Consider the following 20435-nt stretch of genomic DNA (forward strand, 5'->3'; position numbering starts at 1 on the left):
CGTCACTTCAGCTTGGCGTCGAGGGCCTTGGTGAAGTCGTCGGCCGTCATGGGCGTGTTCTGGGTGCCCGGGACGGTCAGCTTCTCGCCGTTGAGCAGCAGGGTCGGAGTGCCCTGCTGGTCGAAGGTGGCGGCCATCTTCTTCGCCCAGGTGTCGTACGTGCCCTCCTTGACGTCCTTCTCGAAGGCGGCGTTGTCCTTCAGGGCGTCCACCTGGTCGGCGATCTTGAGCAGGTAGGCGTCGTCGGCGAACTTGTCGTCCGACTCCTCGGGGTGGTTGTCCTTGGAGTACAGGGCCGTCTTGTACTCCAGGAAGGCGTCGGTGCTGACGTTCAGCGCGGCGCCGAGGGCGTTGACGGCGTTGGCGGAGCCGCTGCCGGTCAGGTTGTTGTCGAGGAAGGTCGCGAGGGTGAACTGGAGCCGGTACTTGCCGTCCTCCATGCCCTTGAGGACGGTCTCGCCGGCGCTCTGCTCGAACTGGGCGCAGACCGGGCAGCGCGGGTCCTCGTAGACGCGCAGGGTGTTCTTCGTGTTGTCGCCGATGAACAGGTCGGTGCCGTCCTTGCCGGCCGTGTTCGCCGGCTTGACCAGCGGCTTGTCGTCGTCGCCGCCCATCTGGTTGACGGCGATGGCGATGCCCGCGCCGAGGGCCAGCACGGCGACGACGGCGCCGCCGACGAGGATCTGGCGGCGGGTCTTGTCCTTCTTCGCCTGCCGCTCGCGCTCGACCCGCAGCCGCTCACGGGCGGCGCGCTTGGCTTCCTGGCTGTTCCGCTTGCTCATGGTGGTGGGTGCTCTCTGCTTCGTGGTGTACGGGTGTGGGTGTCCGGTGTGCGCCGCGTTCAGGCAGCGAGCGCGACCGGAGGCCCACGCCGGGCCACGGAGTGCGAGAGCAGGACCGGCCGGCGCACCGGGGAGTGCGCGAACGCCGCCCGTACGGACCGCAGGGGCGCGTCCAGCGCCGCCCGGCAGACGGCGGCGGCCAGCCGCAGCGGCCGGAAGGCCGTCGCGGCGGCGGTGCGCAGCAGCCCGGCCAGGGCCGCCTCGCCGCGGGCCAGCCACGCGGCGCCTGCCAGGCCGACCGCGACATGCGCGGCGAGCAGCAGCCAGGGGGACGCGGAGCCGGTGAGCAGGCTGTCGCCGCGGGCCGTCATCCGGGCCAGCGGGGTGCCGAGTTCGCCGCCCCCGCACAGCAGGTTCACGCCGAGGGTGCGCAGGGTGCCGTCTATGGGGCCGCCGGACGGCCCGTAACAGGCGTGCTGGCCGGTGGTGAAGACGGTGTCCGCGGCCAGCTCCAGCGGCACCAGCAGCGCCGCGATCCGCCAGAAGCCGCGCTCGCCGTCCCCCGCCAGCGCGAAGGCGAGGAGGAAGACGCCCGCCGTGAGCCAGGCCACCGTGGCGGCCGGCAGCGGGGCGGAGGAGAGCAGCACATGGGCACCCGCGGACAGGGTGACGCACAACGCCGTGAACAGCGCCGCGCGCACCGCCCGGATGCGTATGCCCGACATGGTCTCCATCGCCGCCGAGTCTCCCACGGCGGAGCGTAAGCAGTGGTTAAAGAATGACGGTCAGTCCAGACCTGCAATCCGTCCGTTACGGAACAGGTCCACGAAGATCTGGTGGTCCGCCCGCGCCCGCGCCCCGTAGTCGTGCGCGAAGTCGACCAGGTGGTCGCCGAAGCCCTTCGCGTCGTCCCCGATGACCGCGTCGATGGCCTGCTCGGTGGAGAAGGGCACCAGGTCGTGGCCGCTCTCGGCGACGTCGGCGGCGGCGTGCATGGTGGCCGTGGCCCGGCCCAGGTCCGCGACCACGCTCTCCATGTCCGCCGGATCGTCGATGTCGGACCAGTCGAGGTCCACGGCGTACGGGGACACCTCGGCGACGAGCTGTCCGCGGCTGCCGTTCCCGGTGGTCAGCTCGCTCCAGCCCAGCCACGGGTCGGCGGCGGCCTGCAGGGCCCGCTGGGAGATGACGGTGCGGTGGCCCTCGTGCTGGAAGTAGCCGCGGATCGCGGGGTCGGTGATGTGCCGGGAGACGGCGGGCGTCTGCCCCTGCTTCATATAGATCACGACGTCGTTCTCGAGGGCGTCGCTGTGCCCCTCGACGAGGAAGTTGTACGACGGCAGCCCGGCGCTGCCGATGCCGATGCCGCGGCGCCCTATGACGTCCTTGACCCGGTAGGCGTCGCGGTTGATGCGGTCGGTGTCGGGCAGGGTGGCGAGGTAGGCGTCGAAGGCGGCCAGGGCCTTCTCGCGGGTGGGGCCGTCCAGCGGGATCGCGCCGCCGCCGCGGCGGAAGCGGCGCTCGTAGTCCTCGATCTCGGTCATGGAGTCCAGCAGCGAGACCCGGGTGTGCAGCCGGGCCTGGTGCAGGGCCTGCAGCAGCGGGCCGCGGGCGGTGTCCAGGGTGAAGGGCGGGACCTCGTCGGCCTTGGCGCCGGTGGCCAGGGCGTGGATGCGCTCGTGGTACGCGGCGGCGTAGGCGCGCACCAGGCCGGAGATGCGCTCGTCGCTGAGGGCCTTGGTGTAGCCGATCAGCGCCAGCGAGGCGGCGAGGCGCTGGACGTCCCAGGTGAAGGGGCCGACGTAGGCCTCGTCGAAGTCGTTGACGTTGAAGACGAGGCGTCCGCGGGCGTCCATGTAGGTGCCGAAGTTCTCGGCGTGCAGATCGCCGTGGATCCACACCCGGGCGGTGCGCTCGTCGAGGAAGGGCCGGCTGCCGGCCGCCCGCTCCTGGTCCGCGTAGAACAGGCAGGCGGTGCCCCGGTAGAAGGCGAAGGCGGAGGCGGCCATCTTCCGGAACTTGACCCGGAAGGCCGCGGGATCGGCGGCGAGCAGCTCCCCGAAGGCGCCGTCGAAGACCTCAAGAATGAATTCGCCCCGCTGGGCATCGCTGTACGCCATGAGTCGGAGCGTACTGGAGCCCCGGGCGCCGGGGAGGCCCGCCCGCGCACCCGGGCCGGCGACGAGCCGCCCCGTTGTGTCAGTGCCGAGCCGTAGACTCTTCGGCGTCCCGAAAAGTACCCGCCGAGACACCCCGACCGGGAGGTCACCCCCGTGGCGAAGCCGCCGTTCACGCACCTGCACGTACACACGCAGTACTCGCTCCTGGACGGTGCCGCGCGGCTGAAGGACATGTTCAACGCGTGCAATGAAATGGGCATGTCCCATATCGCGATGACGGACCACGGCAACCTGCACGGCGCGTACGACTTCTACCAGCAGGCGGTCAAGGCGGGCGTCACGCCGATCATCGGCATCGAGGCGTACGTCGCCCCCGAGTCCCGGCGCAACAAGCGCCGTATCCAGTGGGGCCAGCCGCACCAGAAGAGGGACGACGTCTCGGGCTCCGGCGGCTACACGCACAAGACGATCTGGGCGGCGAGCGCGACCGGCCTGCACAACCTCTTCCGCCTCTCCTCCGACGCCTACGCCGAGGGCTGGCTGACGAAGTGGCCGCGGATGGACAGGGAGACCATCGCCGAGCACGCCGAGGGCCTCATCGCCTCCACCGGCTGCCCGTCCGGCGAGGTCCAGACCCGGCTGCGCCTCGGCCACTTCGACGAGGCCCTGAAGGCCGCCGCCGACTACCAGGAGATCTTCGGCAAGGAGCGCTACTTCCTGGAGCTGATGGACCACGGCATCGAGATCGAGCGCCGGGTCCGCGACGGTCTGCTGGACATCGGCAAGAAGCTCGGCATCCCGCCGCTCGTCACGAACGACTCGCACTACACCTACGCCCACGAGGCCGGCGCCCACGACGCCCTGCTGTGCATCCAGACCGGCAAGAACCTCTCCGACCCGGACCGCTTCAAGTTCGACGGCACGGGCTACTACCTGAAGTCGACGGACGAGATGTACGCCGTGGACTCCTCCGACGCCTGGCAGGAGGGGTGCGCGAACACCCTGCTGGTCGCCCAGCAGATCGACACCACCGGCTGGTTCGAGAAGCGCGACCTGATGCCCCGCTTCGAGGTGCCCGGCGGGTTCACCGAGGTCACCTGGTTCCAGGAGGAGGTCAAGCGCGGCATGGCCCGCCGCTACCCGGGCGGCGTGCCGGAGGACCGGCAGAAGCAGGCCGAGTACGAGATGGACGTCATCATCCAGATGGGGTTCCCGGGCTACTTCCTCGTGGTCGCCGACTTCATCATGTGGGCCAAGGAGAACGGCATCGCGGTGGGCCCCGGCCGCGGCTCCGCGGCCGGCTCGATCGTCGCGTACGCCATGGGCATCACGGACCTCGACCCGATCCCGCACGGCCTGATCTTCGAGCGGTTCCTCAACCCCGAGCGCGTCTCCATGCCCGATGTCGACATCGACTTCGACGAGCGCAGGCGCGCCGAGGTGATCCGCTATGTGACGCAGAAGTACGGCGCCGACAAGGTCGCCATGATCGGCACGTACGGCACCATCAAGGCCAAGAACGCGATCAAGGACTCGGCCCGGGTGCTCGGCTACCCGTACGCGATGGGCGACCGGCTCACCAAGGCGATGCCCGCAGACGTCCTCGGCAAGGGCATCCCGCTCTCCGGCATCCTCGACAAGGACCACCCCCGCTACAGCGAGGCGGCCGAGATCCGCGGGATGTACGAGAACGAGCCGGACGTGAAGAAGGTCATCGACACCGCCCGCGGCGTCGAGGGCCTGGTCCGGCAGATGGGTGTGCACGCCGCCGGCGTGATCATGTCCAGCGAGCGGCTCACCGACCACGTCCCGGTCTGGGTCCGGCACACCGACGGCGTGACGATCACGCAGTGGGACTACCCCACCTGCGAGAACCTCGGCCTGCTGAAGATGGACTTCCTGGGCCTGCGGAACCTCACGATCATGGACGACGCCGTCAAGATGGTGAAGTCCAACAAGGACGTCGACATCGAGCTCCTCGAGCTCCCCCTCGACGACCCCACGACCTTCGAGCTCCTCTCCCGCGGTGACACCCTGGGCGTCTTCCAGTTCGACGGCGGCCCCATGCGCTCCCTGCTGCGCATGATGAAGCCCGACAACTTCGAGGACATCTCCGCCGTCTCGGCCCTGTACCGGCCGGGCCCGATGGGCATGAACTCGCACATCAACTACGCCCTGCGCAAGAACAAGCAGCAGGAGATCACCCCGATCCACCCGGAGCTGGAAGAGCCCCTCCGGGAGGTCCTGGACATCACCTACGGCCTGATCGTCTACCAGGAGCAGGTGCAGAAGGCCGCCCAGATCATCGCCGGCTACTCGCTCGGCGAGGCGGACATCCTGCGCCGCGTGATGGGCAAGAAGAAGCCGGAAGAGCTGGCGAAGAACTTCACCATCTTCCAGGCGGGCGCCCGCAAGAACGGCTACTCGGACCAGGCCATCCAGGCCCTCTGGGACGTCCTGGTCCCCTTCGCCGGCTACGCCTTCAACAAGGCCCACTCCGCCGCGTACGGGCTGGTCTCCTACTGGACGGCGTACCTCAAGGCGAACTACCCCGCCGAGTACATGGCGGCGCTGCTCACCTCGGTCAAGGACGACAAGGACAAGTCCGCGATCTACCTCAACGAGTGCCGCCGGATGGGCATCAAGGTGCTCCCGCCGGACGTCAACGAGTCCGACTCGAACTTCACCGCCCGCGGCTCCGACGTGATCGTCTTCGGCCTCAACGCGGTGCGCAACGTCGGCACGAACGTGGTGGACTCGATCATCCGCTGCCGCAAGTCGAAGGGCCGCTACACGACGTTCCCCGACTTCCTGGAGAAGGTCGAGGCGGTCGTCTGCAACAAGCGCACCATCGAGTCCCTGATCAAGGCCGGCGCCTTCGACGCGATGGGCCACACGCGCAAGGGCCTCACGGCGCACTACGAGCCGATGATCGACAACGTGGTCGCGGTCAAGCGCAAGGAGGCCGAGGGCCAGTTCGACCTCTTCGGCGGCATGGGCGACGAGGGCGGCTCCGACGAGCCGTCGTTCGGGCTGGACGTCGAGTTCTCGGACATCGAGTGGGACAAGGCGTACCTCCTCGCCCAGGAACGCGAGATGCTCGGCCTGTACGTCTCCGACCACCCGCTCTTCGGCATCGAGCACGTCCTGAACGACAAGACGGACGCGTCCATCGCCGCGCTCAACGGCGGCGAGCACTCCGACGGCGCGATCGTCACGATCGGCGGCATCATCTCGGGCCTGCAGCGCAAGATGACCAAGCAGGGCAACGCGTGGGCCATCGCCACGGTGGAGGACCTGGCGGGCTCGATCGACTGCATGTTCTTCCCCGCCACGTACCAGCTGGTCTCCACCCAACTCGTCGAGGACGCGGTCGTCTTCGTCAAGGGCCGCCTCGACAAGCGCGAGGACGTCCCGCGCCTGGTCGCGATGGAGCTGATGGTCCCGGACCTCTCCGAGGCCTCGGCGAACGCCCCGGTGACGATCCAGATCCAGACGGTCAAGGTGACCCCGCCCCTGGTGGAACGCCTCGGCGAGGTCCTCACGCACCACCGCGGCGCGACGGAGGTCCGGGTCAAACTGGTAGGCGCCCAGAAAACCACAGTCCTCCGCCTCGACCGCCACCGAGTAACCGCAGACCCAGCCCTGTTCGGCGACCTAAAAGCCCTCCTGGGCCCCTCCTGCCTCGCAGGCTGACGCCTGCACACCCGGCGCCCGGTGCCCCAGCACCGGCCGCCGGGACATCAGGGCGAAGATCGCACCCCAGCCCGTCCGGCGTTTGAGGACGAGGCGCGCAGCGCCGACAAGCCCGCCACCAGGCACCAGGCCGAAGGGCCCAAACCCAGCCCGTCCGGCGCTTGAGGACGAGCGCCGCAGGCGCGATGCGGGCGCAGCCCGCGAACGGGGGGCCGGGGGCGGAGCCCCCGCAGCGTAAGGCGACGTGCGGGGAGGCCGGGGGCGGACGCCCGGCCGGGTCAGGCGACGTTGACCCGCTGCCCCGGAGGCGCCGCCTCCAGCCACGCAAGAAACCCCGTCAACGCGTCCTCGGACATCGCAAGCTCAAGCCGAACCCCCCGATGCCGACAGGCAAGCACAACCGCGTCGGACAGGAGCGCCAGCTCCTCCTCCCCCTCGGGAGCCCGCCGCTGAAGCACCTCAATCGCATCCCGAGAAAGCACCCGCCGCGGCCGAGGCGAATAGGAGAAGACCCGGAACCACTCGATCGAGTCACCGGAGTAGCGGGCGACCCCGTACACCCACCCCTTGCCGTCCTCCTCCCCCGGAGCCGCAGGCTCAGGGGCAGGCATACGCAGCGAACAGTCGAACGTACCGCCCGCCCGCTGGATCAGCCGCCGCCGCAGACCGAAGGCGAAGAGGCCCACGAGGGCGAGCAGCACCACACACCCGATCAGCACCAGAGCGAGGACCATGTCCATCGACCTCCTCGCTTCATCCTGCGCCAACGGACAGCGGGACCGCTGCCACCGCCTTCGGTGTCCGGGACCCCGCAGCCGCGGGATCCCCCTTCCATCGCCTCAGCCGCGGACCGCTCCGGGAGACCCGGAACGATCCGCGGCTGAGGGCCACGCTCTGTCTGTCGCTCGCCGCAGCGATTACCGCACACCCGCGACCGCGGCGAGACGAACCTCCGCACGCCGCTCGGCGTGCGCGTCGTCGTCCGCCTTGGCCCGCTCGAGCGCCCGCTCGGCGCGGTCGACGTCGACCTCGTCGGAGAGCTCGGCGATCTCCGCCAGCAGCGAGAGTTTGTTCTCGGCGAAGGAGATGAAGCCGCCGTGCACAGCGGCGACGACCGTCCCCTCCCCGCTCTCGCCGGTCGTGCGGATGGTCACCGGGCCGGACTCCAGCACACCGAGCAGCGGCTGGTGCCCCGCCATGATGCCGATGTCGCCGGACGAGGTGCGCGCCACGACCCGGGTTGCCTCGCCCGACCAGACCTTGCGGTCGGCGGCGACCAACTCGACGTGCAGCTCAGCCACGATGGCTCCTCAACTGGGGTTTCTCAGAGAATATCTGGTTTGCGCGTCCGGGGGCGGGAGAAACCCGCCCCCGGTGGGCGATCCCGCTCACGCGGGATCCGCGGCGCCGGAGCGCGGGCGTCAGGAAACGCCCAGCTCCTTCGCCTTCTTCTTCAGGTCGTCCAGACCGCCGCACATGAAGAACGCCTGCTCCGGGAAGTGGTCGAACTCACCGTCGGCGATCGCGTTGAACGCCGTGATGGACTCGTCCAGCGGAACGTCGGATCCGTCGAGACCGGTGAACTGCTTCGCCGCGTGGGTGTTCTGCGACAGGAAGCGCTCGATACGACGGGCCCGGGACACGGTGAGCTTGTCCTCTTCGGAGAGCTCGTCGATACCGAGGATCGCGATGATGTCCTGCAGGTCCTTGTACTTCTGCAGGATCCCCTTGACCCGGGTGGCACAGGCGTAGTGCTCGGCCGAGATGTACCGCGGGTCCAGGACTCGGGAGGTCGAGTCCAGCGGGTCCACCGCCGGGTAGATGCCCTTCTCGGAGATCGGACGGGAGAGAACCGTCGTCGCGTCCAGGTGGGCGAAGGTGGTGGCCGGGGCCGGGTCGGTCAGGTCGTCCGCGGGGACGTAGATCGCCTGCATCGAGGTGATCGAGTGACCACGGGTCGAGGTGATGCGCTCCTGGAGGAGACCCATCTCGTCGGCCAGGTTCGGCTGGTAGCCCACCGCGGAGGGCATCCGGCCGAGCAGGGTCGACACCTCGGAGCCGGCCTGGGTGAAGCGGAAGATGTTGTCGATGAAGAACAGCACGTCCTGCTTCTGCACATCGCGGAAGTACTCCGCCATGGTCAGACCCGCCAGGGCCACGCGCAGACGGGTGCCCGGGGGCTCGTCCATCTGGCCGAAGACGAGGGCCGTCTGCGGGAGCACGCCCGAGTCGGTCATCTCCTCGATGAGGTCGTTGCCCTCACGGGTACGCTCACCGACGCCGGCGAAGACGGAAACACCCTCGTGCAGCTTCGCCACACGCATGATCATTTCCTGGATCAGCACGGTCTTGCCGACACCGGCACCACCGAACAGACCGATCTTGCCGCCCTTGACGTACGGGGTGAGAAGGTCGACGACCTTGAGGCCGGTCTCGAACATCTCGGTCTTGGGCTCGAGGTCCGCGAAGGCCGGGGCCTTGCGGTGGATCGCCCAGCGCTCGGTGATCTCCGACTCCGGGACGTCCTCGTTGAGGACCTCGCCCAGGGTGTTGAACACGCGGCCCTTGGTGACGTCACCGACGGGGACGGTGATGCCGTCGCCGGTGTCGGTCACCTGGGCCTGGCGGACCAGGCCGTCGGTGGGCTGCATGGAGATGGCGCGCACCACGCCCTCGCCGAGGTGCTGCGCGACCTCGAGGGTGAGGATCTTCGTCTCGCCGGCGTTGGCCGGGTCGGCGACCTCGACCTTGAGCGCGTTGTAGATCTCCGGCATCGCGTCGACGGGGAATTCCACGTCGACGACCGGGCCGATGACCCTAGCGACGCGGCCGGTCGCAGTAGTCGTAGCAGTGGTCATAATTATCGGTCACTCCCCGCGTTAGCGTCGGCCAGGGCGTTCGCGCCGCCGACGATCTCGCTGATTTCCTGGGTGATTTCGGCCTGGCGGGCCGCGTTGGCAAGCCGCGTGAGCGACTTGATGAGGTCCTCGGCGTTGTCGGTCGCCGACTTCATCGCCCGGCGGCGGGCCGCGTGCTCGGAAGCGGCGGCCTGCAGCAGCGCGTTGTAGATCCGGCTCTCGACGTACCGCGGCAGCAGTGCGTCAAGCACACCCTCGGTCGACGGCTCGAAGTCGTACAGGGGCGCGAAGTCCTCGCCCTTGCCCTTGGTGAGCACCTCGGCGCTCTCCTCGGCGGACCTCTCCAGCGACATGGGCAGCAGCCGCTTGTCGACGGGCGTCTGCGTCATCATCGAGTAGAACTCGGTGAAGACGATGTGGATCTCGTCCACGCCGCCCTCCGAGGTCTCCTTCGACAGCGCCTCGATCAGCGGCGCCGCGACCTTCTTGGCGTCCGCGTAGGTCGGGCTGTCGGAGAAGCCGGTCCACGACTGCGTCACCGTGCGCTCGCGGAAGGCGTAGTACGACACGCCCTTGCGGCCCACGATGAAGTTGTCGACGACCTTGCCCTCGCCGGTCAGCTTGGCGGTCAGACGCTCCGCCTGCTTGATGGCGTTGGAGGAGTAGCCGCCGGCCAGACCGCGGTCGCTCGTGATGAGCAGGACCGCGGCCCGGACGGGCTTGTCGACCTCGGTGGTCAGCGGGTGCTTGATGTCAGAGCCCGAGGCCACCGCGGTCACCGCGTGGGTGAGTTCGGTCGCGTACGGCGTGGAGGCCGCCACCTGGCGCTGCGCCTTGATGACGCGCGAGGCGGCGATCATCTCCATCGCCTTGGTGATCTTCTTGGTCGCCGAGACGGAGCGGATCCGCCTCTTGTAGACCCGAAGCTGGGCTCCCATGCTCAGCCCTCGCCCAGCAGCTTGCCGTCCGAGGTCTCGAACTGGGGCTTGAACGCCTCGACGGCCTCGTCGATGGCCTGGATGGTCTCGTTGCCCATCTTGCCGCCCTCGACGATCGCCGTCATGAGGCCCTTGTGCTCGCGGTGCATGTAGTCGAGCAGCTCGCGCTCGAAGCGACGCACGTCGGCCACCGGGACGTCGTCCAGCTTGCCGTTGGTGCCGGCCCAGACGGAGACGACCTGGTCCTCGGTCGGGTACGGGGCGTACTGCGGCTGCTTCATCAGCTCCATCATGCGCTGACCGCGCTCGAGGGACGCCTTCGAGGCCGCGTCCAGGTCGGACCCGAAGGCGGCGAACGCCTCCAGCTCACGGAACTGGGCCAGGTCCAGCTTCAGGCGGCCGGAGACCTGCCGGATCGCCTTGTGCTGGGCGGCGCCACCGACTCGCGACACGGAGATACCGACGTTCAGGGCCGGGCGCTGGCCCGAGTTGAACAGGTCGGACTCCAGGAAGCACTGGCCGTCGGTGATGGAGATGACGTTGGTCGGGATGTACGCCGAGACGTCGTTGGCCTTGGTCTCGATGATCGGCAGACCGGTCATCGAGCCGGAGCCCATGTCCTCCGACAGCTTCGCGCAGCGCTCGAGCAGCCGGGAGTGCAGGTAGAAGACGTCACCCGGGTAGGCCTCACGGCCCGGCGGGCGGCGCAGCAGCAGGGAGACGGAGCGGTAGGCCTCGGCCTGCTTCGACAGGTCGTCGAAGATGATCAGGACGTGCTTGCCGTCGTACATCCACTCCTGGCCGATGGCGGAGCCGGTGTACGGGGCGAGGTACTTGAAGCCCGCCGGGTCCGACGCCGGGGCGGCGACGATGGTGGTGTACTCCAGCGCGTCCGCGTCCGCGAGCGACTGGCGCACGCTCGCGATGGTGGAGCCCTTCTGGCCGATGGCGACGTAGATGCAGCGGACCTGCTTGTTCACGTCACCGGAGCGCCAGGCCTCCTTCTGGTTGATGATCGTGTCGATCGCCAGGGCGGTCTTGCCCGTCTGGCGGTCGCCGATGATCAGCTGACGCTGGCCGCGGCCGATCGGGGTCATCGCGTCGACGGCCTTGTAGCCCGTCTCGAGCGGCTCGTGCACCGACTTGCGCTGCATGACCGTGGGGGCCTGCAGCTCCAGGGCGCGACGGCCGGTGGACGCGATCTCGCCGAGGCCGTCGATCGGGTTGCCCAGGGGGTCGACGACCCGGCCCAGGTAGCCCTCGCCGACCGGCACGGAGAGGACCTCGCCGGTGCGGGTGACCGACTGGCCCTCCTCGATACCGGCGAACTCACCGAGGATGACGACACCGATCTCGCGCTCCTCGAGGTTGAGGGCGAGGCCGAGGGTGCCGTCCTCGAACTTCAGCAGCTCGTTCGCCATGACCGAGGGAAGACCCTCGACCCTGGCGATGCCGTCCATGGCCTGCGAGACCGTGCCGACCTCTTCGCGCGAGGCCGCGTCCGGCTTGTACGACTGGACATAGGTCTCCAGCGCGTCCCGGATCTCCTCCGGCCGGATCGTGAGCTCCGCCATCTGGGTTCCCTGCTCTCCTTGTTGGGCCCGTAAGTCTGTCTTTGGGGGGTTTTGGGGGCTGACCCCCCAATTCAGGCAATCGGCCCAACTCGGGCCGTACCCCTACTTTGAGTTGGTTGTCCGGCGTCAGCCGGCCAGCCGCCGTGCCGCGTCGTCCAGCCGCTCCGCGATGGAGCCGCTGATGACCTCGTCGCCGACCCGGACCTCGATACCGCCGATGACGGCCGGGTCCACGTCCAGGTTGAGGTGCATGTCGCGGCCGTACAGCCGTCCCAGCACATCGCCGAGGCGCTGCTTCTGGGTGTCGCTCAGCGGTACCGCGGTCACGACCACGGCGACCATCCGGTTGCGGCGCTCGGCGGCCAGCTTGGACAGGGCCTCGAGCCCTGCTTCCAGGCTACGGCCACGCGGCGCACTCACAAGACGGTCGACCAGCCGCTCGGTCACCGGGTTGGCGCGACCACCGAGCAGCGTGTGCAGCAGCGTGGTCTTCGCCGAGGTGAGAGCGGTGCGGTCGGTCAGCGCGGAGCGCAGCTCCTTGTTGTCGGCGACGATGCGGCCGAACCGGAACAGTTCGTCCTCGACGTCGTCGAGCGAGCCGGCGCGCTGGGCGGCGGTCAGGTCCGCGGAGTCGGCGAGCTCCTCGAGCACGTCGACCAGGTCGCGGGACGCCGACCAGCGGGAGCGGACCATGCCGGAGACGAGATCGATCGTCTCGCCGCCGACCTGGCTGCCCAGGACGCGGGTGATCAGCTCGGCCTTGGCCTCACCGGGCTGGGCCGGGTCGGTCAGGACCCGTCGCAGCGACACCTCGCGGTCGAGCAGCGCGGTGACGGCGGCCAGCTCGTCGGCGAGCTTCGCCACGTCGACCGAGGTGTTGTCGGTCAGCGCGTCGAGCCGCTCCCGGGCGGCGGCCTGTGCCTCGCGGCTCGCTCCGTTCATCGAGCTGCCCCGGTCTCCGCACCGGCGCCGGCAGTGGCCTGCGTCTCGAGCTCGTCCAGGAAGCGGTCGATGACGCGCGACTGGCGGGCGTGGTCCTCGAGGGACTCGCCGACCAGCTTGCCGGCCAGGTCGGTGGCGAGCTTGCCCACGTCCTGGCGCAGCGACAGGGCTGCGGCCTTCTGGTCCGCGGCGAGCTGGGCGTGGCCGGCGGCGATGATCTCGTCGCGCTGGCGCTGCCCCTCGGCACGCATCTCGGCCTTGAGGAGTTCGCCCTCCTCACGGGCCTTCTCACGGAGCCGGTTGGCCTCACGCTGGGCCTCGGCGAGCTGCTCCTTGTACTGCTGGAGCGTCTCCTCGGCCTCGATCTGAGCCGCCTCGGCCTTCTCCATGCCGCCTTCGATGGAGGCGTGCCGCTCGTCGAGCACCTTGTTGATGCGCGGGAGGAGCACCTTCGCCAGCAGGCCGAAGACGATGAAGAACGCGATCAGGCCGATGACGAGTTCCGGCAGCGGCGGAACGAGGGGGTTCATCTCCTCGCCCTCAGCCGCAATCTGCAGGAGAGTCACGTCGTTGCCTTTCGTCGAAAGTGTCAGAGAGGCTGGATCACTGACCGAACACGAACGGCATGACGATGCCGATCAGGGCGAGCGCCTCACAGAAGGCGAAGCCCAGGATCATGTTGGTACGGATCAGACCGGTGGCCTCGGGCTGACGGGCCATGGCCTGCACACCGTTACCGAAGATGTAGCCGATGCCGATGCCGGGGCCGATGGCGGCGAGGCCGTAGCCGATGGAGCCGAGCGAACCGGAGACCTCAGCGGCGGTGGTGATAGCGGACATGCCGGTTATTCCTTCTCTTTGCGCGAACCGGTGGGGGTTGGCCACCGGACGTTCCGGGGGTTGGGGTTCTCAGTGCGCTTCTTCGAGCGCGCCGGAGATGTAGCTGGCAGACAGCGTCACGAAGACGTACGCCTGCACGGCCTGGATGAACAGCTCGAAGGCGATCATCACGCAGACCATGATGAAGGCGACGGGCGCGTACACGAACCCGAGACCGTTCAGGAAGAAGTAGGTCGCGATCGTGAACATCACGATCAGCAGGTGACCCGCGAACATGTTCGCGAAGAGTCGGACGGCGTGGGTGAACGGGCGGACCAGGACGTTCGAGAAGAACTCGATGACCATGACCAGCGGAAGGACCGCGCCCAGCTCCTTGTTGTAGCCGGTGAGGTTCTTCAGGCCGCCGACGAAGCCGTGCTTCTTGAAGGTCAGCGTCATCCAGGTCACGTAGACCACGAGGGCCAGGCCGGCCGGGAAGGCGATGATCGACGTCACCGGGAACTGGGCGAGCGGGATGATCGACCAGAGGTTCATCATCCAGACGAAGAAGAACAGGGCGACCATGAGGGGAACCCACTTCTCGCCCTCCCTCTTGCCCAGCGTCTCGTAGACGATGCCGCGGCGGACGAAGTCGTAACCCGCCTCACCGACCATCTGCAGCTTGCCGGGGACGACCTTGGGCTTGGCAAAGGCCATCCAGAAGAACACGCCCAGGACCAGCGTCGAGAGCAGCGCCAGCAGCATCGGCTTGTTGAACTCGACGCCGCCGACGGTGAACATCGGCTCGAAGATGAAGGAGTGCAGGCCCGGGGCCTGGAATCCGCAACCGCCGTCGACGAAGATCTTGCAGCTCGTGTCGAAAGCGAGCGTGGTGGAGTCGGCACTCACCGGCGAGCTCCTTCGGTGTGACGCATGGAAACGGAATCCTCAAGGTGTCGGCGCGGCGCGCAGCCGCGGGTCGGCACTGGACTGGACTTCAGCGTGATGGGGGGTGCACTCTGCTCGGCGCATCCACCGGGCCGGGAGGCCCTTCCGCCCATCAGCGTGGCACGGGGACGATAGCAGTCCCGGGAGCGGCTGAGCGCACCGGGTCTCATCAGTGCGCCCCTGTCTGTTTGTGGTCCTGGCCGTCGGAGGCGGAGTCGCCGCTCTTCTCGGGTTCCACGTACAGGGTCTTGGCCTTCAGATAGCCGCGGCCCATGGCCACGATCCACACCAGGGCGGTGCCGAGGATGGTCAGGCCGAAGACCTTGGTGTCGAAGAGGTCCGTGTTCTTGAACACGGCGAGCACGACGCCCAGCAGCAACAGCTGGGTCATGTACGTGATCAGACCCACACCCATCATGAGTTCGGGGTGCTTGTGGGAGAGGCGCTGAAGTGCGAACAGACCGAGGCCGAAGAAGACCATCACTACTACGGTGGCGGCGGCAGCCCCGATACCGCCCTTGACGCCCGACACCAGTGACCCGATGATCACGGCGAGGACGCCCGCGAGGGCGGTCGGAATCGCGGCGCCGCGGAGTACCCGGGCGTCGTTGACCTGCATCTAGCTATCTCCGGCGGGGAGTCGGGAGCAACTGGTCGTCGTTGACGAGCGTATCCCCGGGGCGAGGCGCGCACGTACGGTCAGGTACGCACGGCCGTCACGCCAGAGAACCGCCGCACTACGGTCCTTCGGCTCATCACCGGGTTCTCGTGAACGGTATCACAAAGTCCTTGACCCGAGCTTTACTCAAGGAGTGTGGTTGCGGTCACACGGAGGAGTTACTGCGCGTGTCGCTCGTTGCGCCGCGCCGCGGGATGCGTATGGGCACGTGACGGGCCCGCGTTCAGTGGCCGGGCCGACGCCAGCGGGCGCGTTCGCCCACCGCTGTGGCACCGACCAGGACCTTCTCCGGTTCGTCGGCGGCGGACCCCGGTTGGGGCTCGGGGAGGGGGTGTTGCGGGCGGCGGTAGCGGGGCGGGACGAAGCGCTGCGCCCAGCGGGGGACGGTCGGGGTGTACCGCGGGAGCAGGAGTACGACGAGGCCGACCGCCGAGAGGCCGACGATCGCGAAGAGGATCCACAACTGGTCGGACTGGACCGAGAACGTCACCATGCCGAAGGCCACGAGCGCCGCCCAGAAGTACATCAGCAGCACGGCCCGCATGTAGGAGTGCCCCATCTCCAGCAGCCGGTGGTGGAGATGGCCGCGGTCGGCGGCGAACGGGGACTGGCCGCGCCAGGTCCGCCGGACCACGGCGAGGACCAGGTCCGCGATCGGCACCGTCAGGATCGTCAGCGGCAGGACGAGCGGGATGAAGACGGGGACCGTCGCCTTGACGGTCTCGCGCTCGCCACCCGTGAAGAGGTTCATCGCGTCGGGGTCGACCTGCCCCGTGATGGAGATCGCGCCGGCCGCGAGGACGAGCCCCAGCAGCATGGAGCCGGAGTCGCCCATGAAGATGCGCGCCGGATGCATGTTGTGCGGGAGGAAGCCGAGGCACATGCCGAGCAGGATCGCCGAGAACAGGGCCGCGGGCGCCGCCGCCTCGATGCCGTAGCCGTACCAGATGCGGTAGGCGTACAGGAAGAACGCCGCCGCGGCGATGGCCACCATGCCGGCCGCCAGCCCGTCCAGGCCGTCGACGAAGTTCACGGCGTTGATGGAGATCACGACCAGCGCCACGGTCAGCAGCGTGCCCTGCATCGGCGTGAGGATGACGTTGCCCACCGTCGGGATCGGCAGCCACAGCACGGTCAGGCCCTGCAGCACCATCACGCCCGCGGCGACCATCTGCGCGCCCAGTTTGACCAGGGCGTCGACGCCCCACTTGTCGTCCAGGACACCGAGCAGCCAGATCAGCGCCGCCCCGGAGAGCAGCGCCCGCGGCTCGTTCAGCTCGAAGACGAACTCGAAGGCGTCCAGTTTGGAGGCGACCAGCAGCGCCGCGCACAGACCGCCGAACATCGCGATGCCGCCGAGCCGGGGCGTCGGCTCGCGGTGGACGTCGCGGTCCCGGATCTCGGGCATGGCACCGGCGGCGATGGCGAACTTCCGCACCGGGCCCGTCAGCAGATATGTGACGGCGGCCGCGATGAACAGCGTCAGCATAAATTCGCGCACAGGGTGCCCCACGAGTTCCAGTAGCCGATTCAGCCCCACACGATAGCCGCTCCCCCGAACGGCGGTGCCCGCCTTGGTTCACCAACCAAGACCCGCGGCGGGCGCCGCCGGTTGCAGGGATACCGCGGGCGCCCTACAGGGCGGAACGGGCCGGGACGCCCGTCAGCGCCGTCACGACCGGGTCGAGGGCCTGCTGGATCTCCTCGCCCACGGCCCGGAAGTAGGTGACCGGCGCCCCGTACGGGTCCCCCACCTCGTCGGCCTCCACACTCGGCGCGAGCAGCCAGCCACGCAGCGCAGCGGCGGCCCGTACCAGGGCGGCGGCGCGGGCCACGGCGCCGTCCTCCGGCGGCGGGAGGGTGGCGGCGTCTATGGCCCGGACCAGCCGGGCGAACTCCTTCAGCGTGAAGGTGCGCAGGCCCGCGGAGTGCCCCATGGAGATCACCTGGGCCCGGTGGTCGCGGGTGGCGGTGAGCACCAGGTCGGCCTCGATGACGTGCTCGTCGCGCAGCTCACGGCCGGTGAATCCTTCCGCCTGCGCGCCCATCTCGTGCAGCACGGTGGCGGCGTGCGCCTCCATCTGCGCGCCCTCGTGCCCCCAGGTGCCCGCGGACTCCACCAGGATGTCGCGGGCACCGTCGCCCAGCCGCACGTCCAGGGCATGCCGCGTCAGCCGCTCGGTGATCGGCGAGCGGCAGACGTTGCCCGTGCTGACGTGGAGGATGCGGAAGGTGCCTATGCCACGCCCGTAGGGGGCATTCACCGCTTCCTCGGGGGCCTGGGGGCCCGCGCGGTCGTCACTCAGCCACCTCGAGGTCGGGTACGACCTCGCGCAGCTGCTCCGCCGTCAGCGCGCCCGCGCGCAGCAGCACCGGCGTCTTGCCCGTGACGTCCACGATGGACGAGGGGACGCTGCGCGGGGTGCGGCCGCCGTCGAGGTAGACGGAGACGGAGTCGCCGAGCATGTCCTGGGCGGCGTCGCAGTCCTGCGGCGCGGGGTGGCCCGTGAGGTTGGCACTGGAGACGCCCATCGGGCCGACCTCGGTGAGCAGTTCGATGGCGACCGGGTGCAGCGGCATCCGGATCGCGACGGTGCCGCGGGTGTCGCCGAGGTCCCAGGTCAGGGACGGCTGGTGCTTGGCGACGATGGTCAGCGCGCCGGGCCAGAAGGCGTCGACGAGCTCCCAGGCCGACTCGGAGAGGTCCGTGACCAGGCCGTGCAGGGTGTTGGGGGAGCTGACGAGGACGGGCGTGGGCATGGCGCGCCCACGGCCCTTGGCCTCCAGCAGCGAGGCGACGCCCTCGATGCTGAAGGCGTCGGCACCGATGCCGTACACCGTGTCGGTGGGGAGAACGACCAGCTCACCGCGGCGGACGGCGGACGCGGCCTCGCGCAGTCCGGTCTTGCGGTCGGTTGGGTCGCCGCAGTCGTAGCGCCGTGCCATGGACTTCAAGCCTCCTCGTGCTGCTGCGTACGTTGATGTCTGCGGGGCCGCCTAGCGGGCGACACGGCGGGCCGTGGCGAACCGCGGCCGGTTGTTCAGGTCCGGATGGTCCGCGGCGTCCGCCCAGCCCCGCTCCTCGGTGAAGATCCAGGGCACCTGCCCGCCCTGGGTGTCGGCGTGCTCGACCACGACGACCCCGCCCGGGCGCAGCAGCCGCTGGGCGGTGCGCTCGATGCCGCGGATGCAGTCCAGCCCGTCCTCGCCCGAGAACAGCGCGAGCTGCGGGTCGTGGTCGCGCGCCTCGGGGGCGACGTACTCCCACTCGGTCAGCGGGATGTACGGCGGATTGCTGATGACCAGGTCGACCTGGCCGTTCAGCTCGGGCAGCGCGGTCAGCGCGTCCCCCGCGTGCAGAACGACGCGGGAGCCCTCGACGTTCTTCCGGGTCCACTTCAGCGCGCCCTCGTCCAGCTCCACGGCGTGCACCCGGGAGCGGGGCACCTCCTGGGCCAGGGCGAGCGCGATGGCGCCGGAGCCGGAGCACAGGTCGACGATCAGCGGCTCGACCACGTCCATGGCGCGTACGGCCCCTATGGCCCACTCCACCACGGACTCGGTCTCCGGCCGCGGCACGAAGACGCCCGGCCCGACCTGCAGCTCGAGATAGCGGAAGTACGCCAGGCCCGTGATGTGCTGGAGCGGCTCGCGGGCCTCGCGGCGGGCGATCGCCTCCCAGTAGCGGGCGTCGAAGTCGGCGTCCGGCACCAGGTGCAGCTGGCCGCGCTTGACCCCGTGCACCCAGGCGGCGAGCTCCTCCGCGTCATGCCGCGGCGAGGGCACGCCGGCGTCGGCCAGTCGCTGGGTGGCCTGCGCCACCTCGGCGAGCAGCACGCTCCGAGCGCCCGCGGGGCGGCCCCCGGTCTCATGCAGCACTGTCGAGCCTTCCGTTGTCGTACCGCTGTCGTACCGCGCAGGTCTACTGCGCGGCTGCGAGCTTCGCCGCGGAGTCGGCGTCCACGCAAGCCTGGATCACCGCGTCCAGCTCGCCGTCGAGGACCTGGTCGAGGTTGTACGCCTTGAAGCCAACCCGGTGGTCGGAGATGCGGTTCTCCGGGAAGTTGTACGTCCGGATCTTCTCCGAGCGGTCCACCGTGCGGACCTGGCTGCGACGGGCGTCGGCGGCTTCCTTCTCCGCCTCCTCCTGCGCCGCGGCGAGCAGCCTGGAGCGAAGGATACGCATCGCCTGCTCCTTGTTCTGCAGCTGGCTCTTCTCGTTCTGGCAGGAGGCCACGACTCCGGTCGGCAGGTGCGTGATGCGCACGGCGGAGTCGGTGGTGTTCACGGACTGCCCGCCGGGGCCCGAGGAGCGGTAGACGTCGATGCGCAGATCGTTCGGGTTGATCTCCACGTCGATCTCCTCGGCCTCGGGCGTGACCAGCACACCGGCCGCGGAGGTGTGGATCCGGCCCTGGGACTCGGTGGCCGGCACGCGCTGCACGCGGTGCACGCCGCCCTCGTACTTCAGCCGCGCCCAGACGCCCTGGCCGGGCTCGGTGGCGCCCTGGCCGCCCTTGGTCTTCACCGCGACCTGGACGTCCTTGTAGCCGCCCAGCTCGGACTCGGTGGCGTCGATGACCTCGGTCTTCCAGCCGACGCGCTCGGCGTAGCGGAGGTACATCCGCAGCAGGTCGCCGGCGAACAGCGCCGACTCGTCGCCGCCCGCGCCCGCCTTGACCTCCAGGATCACGTCCTTGTCGTCGCTGGGGTCGCGCGGGACGAGGAGGAGGCGGAGCTTCTCGGTGAGCTCCTCGCGCTGCTTCTCCAGGTCCTTGACCTCGGCGGCGAAGTCCGGGTCGTCGGCCGCCAGCTCGCGGGCCGTGCCGATGTCGTCGCCGGTCTGCTTCCAGGAGCGGTACGTGCTCACGATCGGGGTGAGCTCGGCGTAGCGCTTGTTCAGCCGCATCGCCTCACGCTGGTCGGCGAAGACCGACGGGTCGGCGAGCCGCGTCTCGAGATCGGCGTGTTCGGCGGTCAGGTCTTCGACAGCCTCGAACATCGGGGGCTCCTGGGGCGGGGATGGGATGGGCCGGGACCGACAAAGGCGCCGGTCCCCGCGCGCGCCCGGAAACGGGG

General features: G+C 69.3%; 19 protein-coding genes. 1 reads left to right on the forward strand and 18 read right to left on the reverse strand.

Features of this window, described 5'->3' with window-relative positions; all coding sequences use genetic code 11:
* Positions 1 to 2: 2 nt before the first annotated feature.
* Genes AB0M28_RS03790 through AB0M28_RS03800 form a run of 3 tightly spaced genes read right to left on the reverse strand, consistent with a single transcriptional unit; the run spans position 3 to position 2902 of the window.
* A complete protein-coding gene (locus AB0M28_RS03790) occupies positions 3 to 782 on the reverse strand; it encodes a thioredoxin domain-containing protein (RefSeq protein WP_365397185.1) in 780 nt (259 codons plus the stop codon).
* Between the two features lie 59 nt (positions 783 to 841).
* Positions 842 to 1516 carry a hypothetical protein gene (locus AB0M28_RS03795; protein ID WP_365397188.1) on the reverse strand — a complete coding sequence of 225 codons (675 nt, stop codon included), beginning with the start codon at positions 1514 to 1516 and terminating at the stop codon, positions 842 to 844.
* A 51-nt stretch (positions 1517 to 1567) separates the two neighbouring features.
* Positions 1568 to 2902 carry a DUF2252 domain-containing protein gene (locus AB0M28_RS03800; protein ID WP_365397191.1) on the reverse strand — a complete coding sequence of 445 codons (1335 nt, stop codon included), beginning with the start codon at positions 2900 to 2902 and terminating at the stop codon, positions 1568 to 1570.
* A 153-nt stretch (positions 2903 to 3055) separates the two neighbouring features.
* Between AB0M28_RS03800 and dnaE the strand changes: the two genes are divergently transcribed.
* Positions 3056 to 6598: a DNA polymerase III subunit alpha gene (gene dnaE, locus AB0M28_RS03805; RefSeq protein WP_365397194.1), complete on the forward strand. Its 3543-nt coding sequence runs from the start codon at positions 3056 to 3058 to the stop codon at positions 6596 to 6598.
* Between the two features lie 278 nt (positions 6599 to 6876).
* On the opposite strand, the gene AB0M28_RS03810 is transcribed toward dnaE, so the two are convergent.
* From AB0M28_RS03810 to prfA, 15 genes are all read right to left on the reverse strand, one after another.
* The gene (locus tag AB0M28_RS03810) at positions 6877 to 7332 is read right to left on the reverse strand and encodes a DUF2550 domain-containing protein (protein WP_365397464.1); all 456 of its coding nucleotides are present in this window, start codon (positions 7330 to 7332) and stop codon (positions 6877 to 6879) included.
* Positions 7333 to 7515: 183 nt separating this feature from the next.
* On the reverse strand, positions 7516 to 7899 hold the full coding sequence (locus AB0M28_RS03815) for a F0F1 ATP synthase subunit epsilon (RefSeq protein ID WP_365397197.1): 384 nt from the start codon (positions 7897 to 7899) through the stop codon (positions 7516 to 7518).
* A 120-nt stretch (positions 7900 to 8019) separates the two neighbouring features.
* Complete coding sequence (atpD, locus tag AB0M28_RS03820) at positions 8020 to 9456, reverse strand: F0F1 ATP synthase subunit beta (RefSeq protein WP_365397200.1); 1437 nt, start codon at positions 9454 to 9456, stop codon at positions 8020 to 8022.
* Positions 9457 to 9458: 2 nt separating this feature from the next.
* Positions 9459 to 10394, reverse strand: coding sequence for a F0F1 ATP synthase subunit gamma (locus AB0M28_RS03825; protein ID WP_365397203.1), 936 nt, complete (start codon positions 10392 to 10394; stop codon positions 9459 to 9461).
* Positions 10395 to 10396: 2 nt separating this feature from the next.
* Entirely contained in the window at positions 10397 to 11968 is a 1572-nt protein-coding gene (atpA, locus tag AB0M28_RS03830; RefSeq protein WP_365397206.1) for a F0F1 ATP synthase subunit alpha, read from the reverse strand.
* Between the two features lie 126 nt (positions 11969 to 12094).
* Positions 12095 to 12910 carry a F0F1 ATP synthase subunit delta gene (locus AB0M28_RS03835; RefSeq protein WP_365397209.1) on the reverse strand — a complete coding sequence of 272 codons (816 nt, stop codon included), beginning with the start codon at positions 12908 to 12910 and terminating at the stop codon, positions 12095 to 12097.
* On the reverse strand, positions 12907 to 13476 hold the full coding sequence (locus tag AB0M28_RS03840) for a F0F1 ATP synthase subunit B (protein WP_365397212.1): 570 nt from the start codon (positions 13474 to 13476) through the stop codon (positions 12907 to 12909). Before AB0M28_RS03840 ends, AB0M28_RS03835 begins: the two co-directional genes overlap by 4 nt.
* Before the next feature lie 37 nt (positions 13477 to 13513).
* Positions 13514 to 13750: an ATP synthase F0 subunit C gene (atpE, locus tag AB0M28_RS03845; protein WP_365397215.1), complete on the reverse strand. Its 237-nt coding sequence runs from the start codon at positions 13748 to 13750 to the stop codon at positions 13514 to 13516.
* A gap of 69 nt (positions 13751 to 13819) precedes the next feature.
* Positions 13820 to 14638, reverse strand: coding sequence for a F0F1 ATP synthase subunit A (gene atpB / locus AB0M28_RS03850; RefSeq protein WP_365397217.1), 819 nt, complete (start codon positions 14636 to 14638; stop codon positions 13820 to 13822).
* 208 nt (positions 14639 to 14846) lie between these two features.
* Complete coding sequence (locus AB0M28_RS03855) at positions 14847 to 15296, reverse strand: hypothetical protein (RefSeq protein ID WP_365397219.1); 450 nt, start codon at positions 15294 to 15296, stop codon at positions 14847 to 14849.
* A 283-nt stretch (positions 15297 to 15579) separates the two neighbouring features.
* Positions 15580 to 16857: an MraY family glycosyltransferase gene (locus AB0M28_RS03860; RefSeq protein WP_365397222.1), complete on the reverse strand. Its 1278-nt coding sequence runs from the start codon at positions 16855 to 16857 to the stop codon at positions 15580 to 15582.
* A gap of 133 nt (positions 16858 to 16990) precedes the next feature.
* Positions 16991 to 17620 (reverse strand): protein-tyrosine-phosphatase, encoded by a 630-nt coding sequence (locus AB0M28_RS03865; RefSeq protein WP_365397225.1) that lies wholly within the window; start codon positions 17618 to 17620, stop codon positions 16991 to 16993.
* Between the two features lie 34 nt (positions 17621 to 17654).
* On the reverse strand, positions 17655 to 18302 hold the full coding sequence (locus AB0M28_RS03870; RefSeq protein ID WP_365397228.1) for an L-threonylcarbamoyladenylate synthase: 648 nt from the start codon (positions 18300 to 18302) through the stop codon (positions 17655 to 17657).
* Between the two features lie 51 nt (positions 18303 to 18353).
* Positions 18354 to 19232 carry a peptide chain release factor N(5)-glutamine methyltransferase gene (gene prmC, locus AB0M28_RS03875; RefSeq protein ID WP_365397466.1) on the reverse strand — a complete coding sequence of 293 codons (879 nt, stop codon included), beginning with the start codon at positions 19230 to 19232 and terminating at the stop codon, positions 18354 to 18356.
* A 46-nt stretch (positions 19233 to 19278) separates the two neighbouring features.
* Positions 19279 to 20358 carry a peptide chain release factor 1 gene (gene prfA / locus AB0M28_RS03880; RefSeq protein WP_365397231.1) on the reverse strand — a complete coding sequence of 360 codons (1080 nt, stop codon included), beginning with the start codon at positions 20356 to 20358 and terminating at the stop codon, positions 19279 to 19281.
* Positions 20359 to 20435 lie beyond the last annotated feature (77 nt).

Source organism: Streptomyces sp. NPDC051940, from assembly GCF_040680895.1.
Lineage (GTDB): Bacteria > Actinomycetota > Actinomycetes > Streptomycetales > Streptomycetaceae > Streptomyces.